The organism is Streptococcus sp. 3613, assembly GCF_013277375.1.
GTDB lineage: Bacteria > Bacillota > Bacilli > Lactobacillales > Streptococcaceae > Streptococcus > Streptococcus pseudopneumoniae.
In genome coordinates this window covers 1-13,509 of record NZ_VMMV01000040.1, presented here as the reverse complement: position 1 = coordinate 13,509, position 13,509 = coordinate 1, and the positions used below count along the sequence as shown (strand labels likewise).

Below are 13,509 nucleotides of genomic sequence, written 5' to 3'. Positions count from 1 at the left end.
ATGGGAGATAAACCGATATCTTTCCGAGATGCGGATGGCAATTTTGTTTCCGCCGCAGATGTTTGGAATGAAAAGAAATTGGAAGAACTATTTAATCGTCTCAATCCAAATCGTGCTCTGAGATTGGCACGAACTAAAAAAGACAATCCATCTCAGTAAAGAAGCTAAAAAATCCCGTGCCTCATCAGACACGGGATTTTGTGGTACAACGGGCATGTATAGCAAACTGAATCTGGAATAGCACAGGATATCTTCTAAAATATTGTTATCAATTGATTTGAATTTTAAAATTAAATTGTTTGATTCTTATTTCACTTTGTTATAGTATATCTGATGTCAAAGTTCTCGGCGAGTCAAATAGCGATTCCCAAGCCTGACTATCGTGAGGTAGCGGGTTAAAACGGTCTGGGGATAGACCGTTTTAAGTCTGTCGCTGGAAATAAGAATCGTCAGAGGAAGGGATAGCGAAATCGTGGCTCTACGAACAGGAACGTGATAGTAAGGTGTATATAGTGGATAAGGGGGCTCAGAACTCTAAATTCCAAAAAGGTAGTACATAAAGCACGAGAGTAATTGAATTCGTACTAAGATTTCCTATTTTCACTGTAACCTTTTAACGTCCTCATATCTTGTATAAACGAGGATAGATGTACGACTTATCCCGTGAGGTCTATCACTATAAAGAGAAAACGACAGATAGAAGTGATCCTGAGTCACGGTTATCTTTAAAATAGATTGTCTGATAGGATGCTAGCCTGAAAACGTCTTGTTCATGAAATATAGGACGGTATGTATAAAACGCTTCTGTGAACTGAGAGAAGGGGGAGAAGTTCTTTCTAAAGTTTAGTTGAACAGCCGTATTCCGATACTTAGATAAGGGAGCTAGTCTTAGCTCCTACTCGATTTCAGGGGACAAAAAAGGGGTAATAGCGCTTCGAGAAAGATTATACTCAAAATCTCTTCAAACCACGTCAGCGTCGCCTTGCCGTATATATATGTTACTGACTTCNNCCTGCGGCTAGCTTCCTAATCTGCTCTTTGGTTTTCATTGAGTATCAGTGACTAACTCATCAACTCTGATTTATCCAATAAAATTGAAAAGGATGGAAAAAAGGTTGCATTTATGATATAATTTATTTTAAAGACCTTATTAGAAATCTTGAGAGAGTATTGAAAACTTAGAATGAGAAAAATTGTTATCAATGGTGGATTACCACTACAAGGTGAAATCACTATTAGTGGTGCTAAAAATAGTGTTGTGGCCTTAATTCCGGCTATTATCTTGGCTGATGATGTGGTGACTTTGGATTGCGTTCCAGATATTTCGGATGTAGCCAGTCTTGTCGAAATTATGGAATTGATGGGAGCTACTGTTAAGCGTTATGACGATGTCTTGGAGATTGATCCAAGAGGTGTTCAAAATATTCCAATGCCTTATGGGAAAATCAATAGTCTTCGTGCATCTTATTATTTTTATGGAAGTCTTTTAGGTCGCTTTGGTGAAGCCACAGTTGGCTTGCCTGGAGGATGTGACCTTGGTCCTCGTCCGATTGACCTACACCTTAAGGCTTTTGAAGCTATGGGTGCCACTGTTAGCTACGAGGGAGATAACATGAAGTTATCTGCTAAAGATACAGGACTTCATGGTACAAGTATTTACATGGATACGGTTAGTGTAGGAGCAACGATTAATACGATGATTGCTGCGGTTAAAGCAAATGGTCGTACTATTATTGAAAATGCAGCCCGTGAACCTGAAATTATTGATGTAGCTACCCTCTTGAATAATATGGGTGCCCATATCCGTGGGGCAGGAACCAATATCATCATTATTGATGGTGTCGAAAGATTACATGGGACACGTCATCAGGTGATTCCAGACCGCATTGAAGCTGGAACATATATTTCCTTAGCTGCTGCAGTTGGTAAAGGAATTCGTATCAATAATGTTCTTTACGAACACCTAGAAGGATTTATTGCTAAGTTGGAAGAAATGGGAGTGAGAATGACTGTATCTGAAGACAGCATTTTTGTCGAGGAACAGTCTAATTTGAAAGCAATCAATATTAAGACGGCTCCTTACCCAAGCTTTGCAACTGATTTGCAACAACCGATTACCCCACTTTTACTAAGAGCGAATGGTCGTGGTACAATTGTCGATACGATTTACGAAAAACGTGTAAATCATGTTTTTGAACTAGTAAAGATGGATGCGAACATTTCGACAACAAATGGTCATATTTTGTACACGGGTGGACGTAGTTTACGTGGAGCCAGTGTTAAAGCAACTGACCTGAGAGCAGGTGCAGCTTTAGTTATTGCTGGTTTGATGGCCGAGGGACAAACTGAAATTATCAATGTCGAGTTTATCTTACGTGGTTATTCTGATATTATCGAAAAATTACGTAATCTAGGAGCGGATATTAGACTTGTTGAGTATTAAACCGTAGAGGTGTTTATGAATATTTGGACCAAATTAGCAATGTTTTCTTTTTTTGAAACGGATCGCTTGTATTTGCGTCCTTTCTTTTTTAGTGATAATCAGGACTTCCACGAGGTAGCTTCAAATCCAGAAAATCTTCAATTTATTTTCCCAACGCAGGCAAGTCTGGAAGAAAGTCAGTATGCACTTGCCAATTACTTTATGAAGTCCCCTTTGGGAGTGTGGGCAATTTGTGACCAGAAAAATCAACAAATGATTGGTTCTATTAAGTTTGAAAAGTTAGATGAAATTAAAAAAGAAGCAGAACTTGGCTATTTTTTGAGAAAAGATGCTTGGTCGCAAGGATTTATGACAGAGGTTGTTAGAAAAATTTGTCAACTTTCTTTTGAAGAATTTGGCTTAAAACAATTATCCATCATTACCCACCTTGAAAATGAAGCTAGTCAACGGGTTGCCCTTAAGTCTGGATTTCGATTGATTCGTCAGTTTAAGGGAAGTGATCGCTACACAAGGAAAATGCGAGATTATCTTGAGTTTCGCTTTGTAAAGGGAGAAGTTAATGAGTAAACACCAAGAAATTCTAAGCTATTTGGAAGAATTACCCGTTGGTAAAAGGGTCAGTGTTCGTAGTATTTCAAATCATCTGGGAGTCAGTGATGGAACTGCCTATCGGGCCATTAAAGAAGCTGAAAACCGTGGAATTGTGGAGACCCGTCCTAGAAGTGGAACAATCCGCGTCAAATCCCAGAAAGTTGCGATTGAAAGATTAACTTTTGCTGAAATTGCAGAAGTGACTTCTTCTGAGGTTCTGGCTGGGCAAGAAGGTTTAGATAGAGAATTTAGTAAGTTTTCAATTGGTGCCATGACTGAACAAAATATTCTGTCCTACCTTCACGATGGGGGGCTCTTGATTGTCGGAGACCGAACCCGTATCCAATTACTAGCGCTGGAAAATGAAAATGCCGTTTTGGTTACAGGTGGTTTTCATGTTCATGATGATGTGCTTAAACTGGCAAATCAAAAAGGGATTCCTGTTCTAAGAAGCAAGCATGACACTTTCACTGTTGCGACTATGATCAATAAAGCCTTGTCAAATGTCCAAATCAAGACTGATATTTTGACAGTTGAGAAGCTTTATCGTCCAAGTCATGAGTATGGTTTTCTGAGAGAGACAGACACCGTTAAAGATTATTTGTACTTGGTACGCAAGAATCGTAGCAGTCGTTTTCCTGTTATCAATCAACATCAGGTTGTTGTTGGCATTGTAACCATGAGAGATGCTGGTGATAAGTCACCAAGTACCACAATTGACAAGGTCATGTCTCGTAGTTTATTTTTAGTTGGATTATCGACAAATATTGCCAATGTGAGTCAACGGATGATTGCTGAAGACTTTGAAATGGTACCGGTTGTTCGGAATAATCAAACCTTGCTTGGAGTTGTGACACGACGAGATGTCATGGAGAAGATGAGTCGTTCCCAAGTTTCTGCTCTACCAACTTTTTCTGAGCAGATTGGTCAAAAACTCGCTTATCACCATGATGAAGTCGTCATTACAGTGGAACCCTTTATGCTTGAGAAAAACGGTGTTTTGGCTAATGGTGTATTAGCGGAGATACTGACTCACATGACCCAAGATTTAGTTGTGAATAGTGGTCGCAATCTCATTATCGAGCAGATGCTCATCTACTTTTTGCAGGCTGTTCAGATAGATGATACACTGCGCATTCAAGCACGCATTATCCACCATACTAGACGGTCAGCTATTATTGATTACGATATTTATCATGGTCATCAGATTGTTTCAAAAGCAAATGTAACCGTTAAAATTAATTAGAAACTAGGAGAAAAAATGATAACATTAAAATCAGCTCGTGAAATCGAAGCTATGGATAAGGCCGGTGATTTTTTAGCAAGTATCCATATTGGCTTGCGTGATTTGATTAAGCCTGGCGTAGATATGTGGGAAGTTGAAGAATACGTTCGCCGTCGTTGTAAGGAAGAAAATTTCCTTCCGCTTCAGATTGGAGTTGACGGTGCCATGATGGACTATCCTTATGCTACCTGTTGCTCTCTTAATGATGAAGTAGCTCATGCTTTCCCTCGTCACTATATCTTGAAAGATGGTGATTTGCTCAAGGTTGACATGGTTTTGGGAGGTCCAATTGCTAAGTCTGATTTGAATGTCTCAAAATTAAACTTCAACAATGTTGAGCAAATGAAGAAATACACTCAGAGCTATTCTGGTGGTTTAGCAGACTCTTGTTGGGCTTATGCTGTAGGTACACCGTCCGAAGAAGTGAAAAACTTGATGGATGTAACTAAAGAAGCAATGTATAAGGGGATTGAGCAAGCTGTTATTGGGAACCGTATTGGTGATATTGGTGCAGCCATTCAAGAATACGCTGAAAGTCGTGGTTACGGTGTAGTGCGTGATTTGGTTGGTCATGGTGTTGGCCCAACCATGCACGAAGAACCAATGGTTCCTAACTATGGTATTGCTGGTCGTGGACTTCGTCTCCGTGAAGGAATGGTCTTGACTATTGAACCAATGATTAATACAGGTGACTGGGAAATCGATACAGATATGAAAACCGGTTGGGCGCATAAGACCATTGACGGTGGATTGTCATGTCAGTATGAACACCAATTTGTCATTACGAAAGATGGACCTGTTATCTTGACTAGCCAAGGTGAAGAAGGAACTTATTAATAAAAATTGAAAAGACTACTGGAAGTTTATTTTGATAAAAAATCCAGTAGATCTTTTCATAATAAAACGCATTGTATCAAGTGTTAGGGGCTGATATCATGCGTTTTTCTGACTTTAAGATTTTTTCCAACTCTGTTTGTAACCACATCATAACAGAGGGTCTAGGATTCAGGGCTCTCCTCCTATATACTATTAGTAAAGCAAAACTAGGGGAGAATATTTTAGTGTCGCAATCTATTGTTCCTGTAGAGGTTTTACGATATCGTTGTTTTGGTTTTAAAAAGAGAAATGGAATTCTGTTTAACGTTCGTATTGCCAATCTTAAATTTACCTTTTTTTATATTGATGTATTGAGCTAGTTCATGAAAAAATTAAGTGAAAAAGTCGAGTGTTTTAGAAACCTACAGTGTAGTATTCTAGTTTCAATCCGCTATATTTTGCTACTCCCCGTAAAGTTTCTATTTTCCCTGATTTCTGATATAATAGAAATATTGACTTCAAGAGTAAGGAAGAGAAGATGAACGCATTATTAAATGGAATGAATGACCGTCAGGCTGAGGCGGTGCAAACGACAGAAGGTCCCTTGTTGATTATGGCGGGGGCTGGCTCTGGAAAGACCCGAGTTTTGACCCACCGTATCGCTTATTTAATCGATGAAAAGCTGGTCAATCCTTGGAATATCTTGGCTATTACCTTCACTAACAAGGCTGCGCGTGAGATGAAAGAGCGTGCTTATAGCCTCAATCCAGCCACTCAGGACTGTCTGATTGCGACCTTCCACTCCATGTGTGTGCGTATTCTGCGTCGTGATGCAGACCATATTGGCTACAACCGCAATTTTACTATTGTAGATCCTGGTGAACAGCGAACTCTTATGAAACGCATTCTTAAGCAGTTAAACTTGGATCCGAAAAAATGGAATGAACGGAGCATCTTAGGAACTATTTCCAATGCTAAGAATGATCTGATTGATGATGTTGCCTATGCTGCCCAAGCTGGAGATATGTACACGCAAATTGTGGCCCAGTGTTATACAGCCTATCAGAAAGAACTGCGTCAGTCGGAGTCGGTTGACTTTGATGATTTGATTATGCTGACCCTGCGTCTCTTTGATCAAAATCCTGATGTCTTGACCTACTACCAGCAGAAATTTCAGTACATCCATGTTGATGAGTACCAAGATACCAACCATGCCCAGTATCAATTGGTCAAACTCTTGGCTTCCCGTTTTAAAAATATCTGTGTGGTTGGAGATGCGGACCAGTCTATCTACGGTTGGCGTGGTGCGGATATGCAGAATATCTTGGATTTCGAGAAAGATTATCCCCAAGCCAAGGTGGTTTTGTTGGAGGAGAATTACCGTTCCACTAAAACAATTCTCCAAGCGGCTAATGAGGTTATCAAAAATAATAAAAATCGCCGTCCCAAGAATCTCTGGACTCAAAATGCTGATGGGGAGCAAATCGTTTACTATCGTGCCGATGATGAGCTAGATGAGGCTGTATTTGTAGCCAGAACCATCGATGAACTTAGTCGCAGTCAAAACTTCCTTCACAAGGATTTTGCAGTTCTCTATCGGACTAATGCCCAGTCTCGTACTATTGAGGAAGCCCTGCTCAAGTCAAACATTCCTTATACCATGGTTGGTGGAACCAAGTTCTACAGCCGTAAGGAAATCCGCGATATTATCGCTTATCTTAATCTTATTGCTAATTTGAGTGACAATATCAGTTTTGAGCGTATTATCAACGAACCAAAACGTGGAATTGGGCCAGGTACTGTTGAGAAAATTCGTGACTTTGCAAATATGCAAAACATGTCTATGCTAGATGCTTCAGCCAATATCATGTTGTCTGGTATCAAGGGTAAAGTAGCCCAGTCTATCTGGGATTTTGCAAATATGATGTTAGATTTGCGAGAGCAACTGGACCACTTAAGCATTACTGAGTTGGTTGAGTCCGTCCTAGAAAAAACAGGTTATGTCGATATTCTTAACGCCCAAGCGACCTTAGAAAGCAAGGCTCGTGTAGAAAACATCGAGGAGTTCCTCTCTGTGACGAAAAACTTTGATGACACCTCTGATGGGCCAGAAGAAGAAACTGGTCTGGATAAACTGAGTCGTTTTTTAAATGACTTGGCCTTGATTGCGGACACAGATTCAGGTAGTCAGGAGACATCAGAAGTGACCTTGATGACCCTGCATGCTGCCAAAGGTCTCGAGTTTCCAGTTGTCTTTTTGATTGGGATGGAAGAAAATGTCTTTCCACTTAGTCGTGCAGCTGAGGATCAAGATGAATTGGAAGAAGAGCGTCGTCTAGCCTATGTAGGAATTACGCGTGCAGAGAAAATTCTCTATCTGACCAATGCCAACTCACGCCTGCTTTTTGGTCGTACCAACTACAACCGTCCCACTCGTTTTATTAACGAAATCAGTTCAGACTTACTTGAGTATCAAGGTCTGGCTCGTCCAGCAAATACAAGCTTTAAAGCATCATATAGTAGTGGTGGCCTTGCCTTCGGTCAAGGTATGAGTTTGGCGCAGGCCCTCCAAGACCGTAAACGCAGTGCTGCTCCAAAAACTATCCAGTCAAGCGGTCTTCCATTTGGTCCATTTACAGCTGGAGCAAAATCAGCTTCTAGCGAGACGAATTGGTCCATTGGTGACATTGCCCTCCACAAGAAATGGGGAGAGGGAACTGTTCTGGAAGTTTCAGGTAGTGGTGCTACGCAGGAATTGAAAATCAATTTCCCGGAAGTAGGTTTGAAAAAACTTTTAGCCAGTGTGGCTCCAATTGAGAAAAAAATCTAATTTTCCATCCTTCTCACGAATAATAAAGTGAGGAGGATTTTTATGTATAGTATTTCATTCCAAGAAGATTCACTATTACCAAGAGAAAGACTGGCCAAGGAAGGAGTTGAAGCGCTCAGTAATCAAGAGTTGCTAGCTATTTTACTCAGGACAGGGACACGTCAGGCTAGCGTTTTTGAAATTGCCCAGAAAGTCTTGAGCAATCTTTCAAGCCTAACGGATTTGAAAAAAATGACCCTGCAGGAATTGCAGAGCCTATCTGGTATCGGGCGCGTTAAGGCCATAGAATTACAAGCAATGATTGAACTGGGGCATCGTATTCACAAGCATGAGACCCTTGAGATGGAGAGTATTCTCAGCAGTCAAAAGTTGGCCAAGAAGATGCAGCAGGAATTGGGGGATAAAAAACAAGAGCACCTGGTGGCGCTCTATCTCAATACTCAAAATCAAATCATTCATCAACAGACCATTTTTATCGGTTCTGCAACTCGTAGTATCGCTGAGCCGCGAGAGATTCTTCACTATGCTATCAAGCATATGGCGACTTCTCTCATCTTGGTTCACAATCATCCTTCGGGAGCGGTAGCGCCTAGCCAAAATGATGATCATGTCACTAAAATTGTTAAAGAAGCCTGCGACCTGATGGGGATTGTCCTCTTGGACCATTTGATTGTCTCACAATCTAGTTACTTTAGTTACCGTGAAAAGACAGATTTAATCTAAAGTTCATTAACAACATAGTCAAAGAGGTTTTTATCTTTGGGGCGATTTTCAAATAGAAATTCTGGGTGCCATTGGACACCGAGAAAGGCAACATCATCCGTACTCATGACAGCTTCAATAATACCATCTTTAGGATCATGAGCCGCAATCTTTAAATTTGGTGCTAAATCCTTGATACTCTGGTGATGGAAGGAGTTGATATGGGAGATTTCTCCATAGATTTCTCGGAGAACAGTATCAGGTTCTGTCACCAAGCGTTGAGTTGTGTACTCGGCAGAACAATTCTGCCAATGATCTTCGATATCTTGGTACAGAGTTCCGCCCATGGCAACGTTAAAAAGCTGAGTCCCACGACAGACGGAGAAAATAGGCTTTTTCTGTTTGATAGCTTCCTTGATGAGGGCTAGTTCGAATATATCTCTTTGAAGGTGGTAGTCATCGCTATCAATGGTTTTTGGTTCACCATAGAATTTTGGATCAACATTTTGCCCACCTGTCAAGATGAGCTTGTCAATCATACTGATATAGTGGCAGGACATTTCTTGATCACCAATCGGTAGGATGATGGGAATCCCTCCAGCGTCTTTAACGCCTTCCACAAAGCCTTTTGCTGCGTAGCTCATCATGATGTCATCATCTGGATGAGTTTTTTCGTTTCCTGTTATCCCAATAACTGGTTTTTTCATAAAATGATTTTCGCTTTCTAATCCTCTTTTCGCATGAAGTAGAGGAGGGTTTGGAGTTCACTTGTTAAATCGACATACTGAACGACCACATCTTTTGGTAAATGCAGATGGACTGGTGAAAAACTAAGAATTCCTTTCACACCAGCATCCACCAAGAGATTAGCAACCTCTTGTGACTTAACACTGGGAACGGTCAGGATAGCAGTCTTGACATCGGCATCCTTGATTTTATCCTTGATTTGAGAAATTCCGTAAATGGGAATCCCGTCAGGAGTTTGGGTACCGACTTCAGGATGGTCATCCAGGTCAAATGCCATGATAATCTTCATCTTGTTACGCTCATGAAAGCGGTAGTGGAGAAGGGCATGGCCCATATTTCCAATACCAACCAGCATGACATTGGTAATAGAGTTATCATTGAGCAAATCGGCAAAAAATGTCATGAGTTTTTTGACATCATAGCCAAAACCACGACGACCAAGTTCACCAAAATAGGAAAAATCACGACGTACGGTCGCTGAATCAATACCGATAGCCTCTGCAATTTGTTTAGAGTTGGCACGTTCAATCTTTTCTGCATGAAATCTCTTAAAAATTCGATAGTAGAGAGAGAGTCTTTTCGCTGTAGCTTTTGGAATAGCAAACTGTTTATCTTTCACAAAATCACAACCTTTCTATTCTTCTATTTTATAGAAACATTGTGAAAAAATCAACAAAAACAAGAAAAAACTAAGAAAAATCTTAGTTTTGATGTAAAAAATCTGTATGTGATAGAAAACGGTAGAGGTCTCCGACCAGACCCTGATAAATTTTCTGGCTATTAAAAGTCAGAGAAGTTACATAAAGTGTATCTGGCAGGGTCACACATCCTGACAAAGCCAGCATGAGAGCTTCATAATCCTCATACTTGAGTGTACGCTCTACATGATAGCTGTCCTTATAGGTCAATTCAAACATATGGGACCTATCTTTCTGATTTTGTAAAGACACCACGTTCTACCAAGCTATCCATGAGGAAGTAGAATTTTTCCTGATGAATGTGGTGGTCTTCTGATTTGAAAATATCAACTAGACGAAGACCAAACTTGTCAGTGATATTGATTTTAGCCCCTGTAAGTTCCTTGTTAATGATGATTTTGAGTTGGAAGCCTTCACCGCTGTTTGGCACTTTTTCCAAAAGGCGAGTCAATTCATAGTTACCAACCTTAGTCTCAAAAAAGGTGTTATCTTTGAGGGTGAATTTTTTAACAGAAGGGCTAAGAGTGTAGTCGTAACGACAATTTTTTAACTGAATGGTTTTTTCAAATGCCATATGGCTAACCTCCGATAATTTCTTTTAAGGTTTTTGCGAGGGTTTGTAGGTCTTCAACAGTATTTTGTGGCGACAAACTGATACGAACGGATTCCTTCAAGCGTTCTGAATTTGCCCCGTACATGGCTTCAAGAACATGGCTGGATTGGACAATGCCTGCCGTACAGGCTGAGCCAGTAGAGATAGAAATTCCAGCCAAATCTAGCCGAAGGAGTAAAAGGTCATTTTTCTGATCAAGAAATCCAATATTGAGAACATAAGGGAGATGATGTTGTCCTCTATTCACGTAATACTGAATTCCTTCTAGCTCTGCAAGAAAGGCAGTTTCTAGATTTTGTACATGTTGGAAATGTTCTTCCTGTTTTTCTAGGTCTTCTTTTAGGGCTGCAACCATACCCACGATGGCAGCTAAATTTTCAGTTCCTGCACGTTTTTTCTGTTCTTGGTCTCCACCATGTAGATAGGAATCAAAATCCATGCTAGATGCGTAGAGAAAGCCGATTCCCTTAGGACCATGGAATTTATGGGCAGAAGCAGTGAGAAAATCAATGCCCAATTCTTCTGGATGAATAGGGATTTTACCAATAGCCTGAACTGCATCGACATGATAGGCGGCTGGGTGTTGCTTGAGTATTTGGCCAATTTCAGCAATGGGCAGTAGGTTTCCAGTCTCATTATTGGCAAACATGGTAGAAACTAAAATCGTATCGTCACGTAAGGCCTCTTGAATTTGCTGGGCGGTGATTTCTTGATTTTCTGGCTGGATAATGGTTGCTTCAAACCCAAAGTGTTGAACCAAGTAATCAATTGTTTCAAGGACAGCATGGTGCTCAATAGCAGTTGTGATAATATGTTTTCCTTGTTCTTGGTGACGAAGGCAGTAACCAATGATAGCAGTATTGTTGCCTTCTGTCCCACCAGAAGTGAAAAAGATATGTTGAGGTTTTGTCCCCAGTAACTGAGCTAGCTCCTGACGGGCTTCTCGCAATAGTTTGCCAGCTTGACGACCATGACCATGAATACTAGAAGGATTTCCATAGGTTTCTTGCATAACCTCGGTCATAGCTGAAATAGCAACTGCTGACATAGGAGTCGTTGCAGCATTGTCCAAATAAATCAAAGAATCACCTTATTTCTTTTTGTTGTAGGCAAAGAGTGGGCTGACTGGTTTTCTTTCGTGGATACGGACGATAGCATCACCAATTAACTCACTAGCAGTGATGTAGCATACGTTTTTAGGAGTTTTTTCTTTTGTTGCTACTGAATCAGTCACAAGAATTTCTTTAATATTAGTATTGTCAAGAAGTTCAGCAGCTCCTTCGACGAAGAGGCCGTGGCTAGAAACAGCATAAATTTCTGTAGCTCCTTCACGTTCAACGATTTTAGCAGCTTCAGAGAAGGTACGTCCTGTATTTAAAATATCATCAATCAAGATAGCTTTCTTACCTTCAACATCACCAATGATATAACCTTCGTTGCGAGTTGCATCGTCTTGAGGATAGTCGATAATGGCGATAGGAGCGTCAAGATATTCAGCCAAGCTACGCGCACGTTTGACACCTGAATTTTTAGGGCTAACGACAACAACATCTGAACCGAGTAGTCCCTTATCGCAGTAATGTTTTGCAAATAGGGGGACAGTGAAAAGATTATCCACTGGAATATCAAAGAAACCTTGAACCTGAACGGCATGCAAATCAAGAGTCAGGATACGATCAACCCCAGCCTTAACCAGCATATTGGCAACTAGTTTTGCTGTAAGTGGCTCACGAGGACAAGCAATGCGGTCTTGACGTGCATAGCCAAAATATGGAAGGACAACGTTGATACTGTGGGCACTTGCACGCACACAAGCGTCGACCATGATCAACAATTCCATTAGGTGGTTGTTGACAGGGAAACTTGTTGATTGGATGATGTAAACATCATAACCACGGACACTTTCTTCGATATTCACTTGGATTTCTCCGTCTGAAAATTGACGTGACGATAGTTTTCCAAGTGGGACACCAACAGCTTCAGCAATTTTCTGTGCAATCTCTTGGTTAGAGTTGAGTGCGAAAAGTTTCATGTTTTTTCTATCTGACATTATAGACCGTCCTCTGTAAACTTTTTAAATCCTAGTGATATTTATCTTACATATATGAACTAGAACCTGTGTATTTTTATCTTTTCTATTTTACCAAAAAATGGAGATTATTTCAGCTATTTTTCATGCTTTTGACAAATCGAACCAATTTTGAAGGAGCTTTTTGATAGGAAATCTGATTTTCCTCTAAAAATTGCTGGAAATCCTGTTTGCCTTGCTCATGATTTTCCACTTCAAGCTCTAATTCATAATCTGTCATATCAAAGTACTGACTTTCATCCAGTGCCATGAGGCCAATAGCTGTTTGCATTTCATAGCGAAGTGTTGTTAGACAACCAAGAACCTGCCATTCACTAGTTTGGATACCATGTTTCGCCAATTCATCCAATACTATCCCTTGAGGAAATTCTTTCTTGCTCAGATAGTTTTCAGCATCTTTTAGTTGCAATTTTTGATTGTATTCCATGTTTCCAACACTCTGCGGGACTTTGAGTGTCAATTCTGCCCAGTCTTCAAAAGTTCGAATGCGCATAGCAACTTTCTTTTCTCGCAGCTCAAAATCAGGTGTGTCGATGTAGTAATTTTTTTGAAGAACAGGAGTGACACCTGTGAACTGGTCTTTTAGACGATCATACTCATCTTTTTTCAATAGTGTTTTCAATTCAATTTCTAAATGTTTCATTTTTCTTACCTTTTCTTTATCGTTGAAAGCGGATTATGGTATAAATAGTACA

The 13,509-nt window shown here is 40.3% G+C and carries 14 protein-coding genes; 7 read left to right on the top strand and 7 right to left on the bottom strand.

The window, feature by feature from the left end; genetic code table 11:
- The 7 genes from HT708_RS04950 to radC all read left to right on the top strand — a co-directional run bounded on the left by HT708_RS04950 (position 1) and on the right by radC (position 8,688).
- A complete protein-coding gene (locus tag HT708_RS04950; protein WP_007284777.1) occupies positions 1-159 on the top strand; it encodes a hypothetical protein in 159 nt (52 codons plus the stop codon).
- Between the two features lie 1,024 nt (positions 160-1,183).
- Entirely contained in the window at positions 1,184-2,443 is a 1,260-nt protein-coding gene (locus tag HT708_RS04945) for a UDP-N-acetylglucosamine 1-carboxyvinyltransferase (protein ID WP_023940713.1), read from the top strand.
- Positions 2,444-2,458: 15 nt separating this feature from the next.
- Positions 2,459-3,010 carry a GNAT family N-acetyltransferase gene (locus HT708_RS04940; RefSeq protein WP_172926060.1) on the top strand — a complete coding sequence of 184 codons (552 nt, stop codon included), beginning with the start codon at positions 2,459-2,461 and terminating at the stop codon, positions 3,008-3,010.
- Entirely contained in the window at positions 3,003-4,280 is a 1,278-nt protein-coding gene (gene spxR, locus HT708_RS04935) for a CBS-HotDog domain-containing transcription factor SpxR (protein WP_172926059.1), read from the top strand. The genes HT708_RS04940 and spxR overlap by 8 nt, the downstream gene beginning before the upstream one ends.
- Before the next feature lie 15 nt (positions 4,281-4,295).
- Positions 4,296-5,156 (top strand): methionyl aminopeptidase, encoded by an 861-nt coding sequence (locus tag HT708_RS04930; RefSeq protein ID WP_000631540.1) that lies wholly within the window; start codon positions 4,296-4,298, stop codon positions 5,154-5,156.
- A gap of 517 nt (positions 5,157-5,673) precedes the next feature.
- Positions 5,674-7,965: a DNA helicase PcrA gene (pcrA, locus tag HT708_RS04925; RefSeq protein WP_172926058.1), complete on the top strand. Its 2,292-nt coding sequence runs from the start codon at positions 5,674-5,676 to the stop codon at positions 7,963-7,965.
- Between the two features lie 42 nt (positions 7,966-8,007).
- Entirely contained in the window at positions 8,008-8,688 is a 681-nt protein-coding gene (gene radC, locus HT708_RS04920) for a DNA repair protein RadC (RefSeq protein ID WP_166731463.1), read from the top strand.
- Here radC and HT708_RS04915 read toward each other — a convergent pair.
- From HT708_RS04915 to HT708_RS04885, 7 genes are all read right to left on the bottom strand, one after another.
- Positions 8,685-9,374, bottom strand: a complete 690-nt coding sequence (locus tag HT708_RS04915; RefSeq protein ID WP_166731464.1) for a gamma-glutamyl-gamma-aminobutyrate hydrolase family protein — start codon at positions 9,372-9,374, stop codon at positions 8,685-8,687. The genes radC and HT708_RS04915 overlap by 4 nt on opposite strands.
- A gap of 17 nt (positions 9,375-9,391) precedes the next feature.
- The gene (locus HT708_RS04910; protein WP_000653403.1) at positions 9,392-10,033 is read right to left on the bottom strand and encodes a redox-sensing transcriptional repressor Rex; all 642 of its coding nucleotides are present in this window, start codon (positions 10,031-10,033) and stop codon (positions 9,392-9,394) included.
- Between the two features lie 82 nt (positions 10,034-10,115).
- Positions 10,116-10,331, bottom strand: a complete 216-nt coding sequence (locus tag HT708_RS04905; protein WP_000462493.1) for a DUF4649 family protein — start codon at positions 10,329-10,331, stop codon at positions 10,116-10,118.
- A gap of 7 nt (positions 10,332-10,338) precedes the next feature.
- Positions 10,339-10,686: a DUF1831 domain-containing protein gene (locus HT708_RS04900; RefSeq protein WP_000863540.1), complete on the bottom strand. Its 348-nt coding sequence runs from the start codon at positions 10,684-10,686 to the stop codon at positions 10,339-10,341.
- Positions 10,687-10,690: 4 nt separating this feature from the next.
- On the bottom strand, positions 10,691-11,806 hold the full coding sequence (locus tag HT708_RS04895) for a cysteine desulfurase family protein (RefSeq protein ID WP_172926057.1): 1,116 nt from the start codon (positions 11,804-11,806) through the stop codon (positions 10,691-10,693).
- A gap of 9 nt (positions 11,807-11,815) precedes the next feature.
- Positions 11,816-12,775: a ribose-phosphate diphosphokinase gene (locus tag HT708_RS04890; RefSeq protein WP_001283810.1), complete on the bottom strand. Its 960-nt coding sequence runs from the start codon at positions 12,773-12,775 to the stop codon at positions 11,816-11,818.
- Between the two features lie 112 nt (positions 12,776-12,887).
- Positions 12,888-13,457, bottom strand: a complete 570-nt coding sequence (locus tag HT708_RS04885) for a CYTH domain-containing protein (protein WP_000681273.1) — start codon at positions 13,455-13,457, stop codon at positions 12,888-12,890.
- Positions 13,458-13,509 lie beyond the last annotated feature (52 nt).